This window comes from Corynebacterium lipophiloflavum DSM 44291 (assembly GCF_000159635.1).
GTDB classification, from domain to species: domain Bacteria; phylum Actinomycetota; class Actinomycetes; order Mycobacteriales; family Mycobacteriaceae; genus Corynebacterium; species Corynebacterium lipophiloflavum.
Map to the genome: position 1 here is coordinate 1 of NZ_GG667224.1, position 482 is coordinate 482.

The 482-nt window shown below is 65.6% G+C and carries 1 protein-coding gene; it reads left to right on the forward strand.

The window, feature by feature from the left end; all coding sequences use genetic code 11:
- Positions 1 to 482 (forward strand): UDP-galactopyranose mutase (locus tag HMPREF0298_RS11295; protein WP_006841335.1); only part of this gene is annotated, 482 nt, incomplete at both ends.

Here is a 482-nt window from a genome sequence, read left to right on the forward strand (position 1 = left end):
ACGAGCTCATCGACGTGGAGCTGAACACCGACTGGTTCGACGTCCGCGACCGCTACCAGGGCATCCCGGTGGTTTACACCGGCCCGCTGGACCGCTACTTTGATTACGCTGAGGGCCGCCTCGGCTGGCGCACCCTCGACTTCGAGCGGGAAGTCCTGGACACAGGCGACTTCCAGGGCACCCCGGTGATGAACTATAACGACGCGGACGTGCCGTACACCCGCATCCACGAGTTCCGCCACTTCCACCCGGAGCGCACCGAGTACCCCGACGACAAGACCGTCATTGTCAAGGAGTATTCCCGCTTCGCCGGCGAGGATGACGAGGTCTACTACCCGATCAACACGCCCGAGGACCGCGAGAAGCTCACCGCGTACCGACGCCTCGCCGCCGTCGAGTCCCGCGACAACGGCGTCCTGTTCGGCGGGCGCCTGGGCACCTACCAGTACCTGGACATGCACATGGCCATCGGCGCGGCGCTG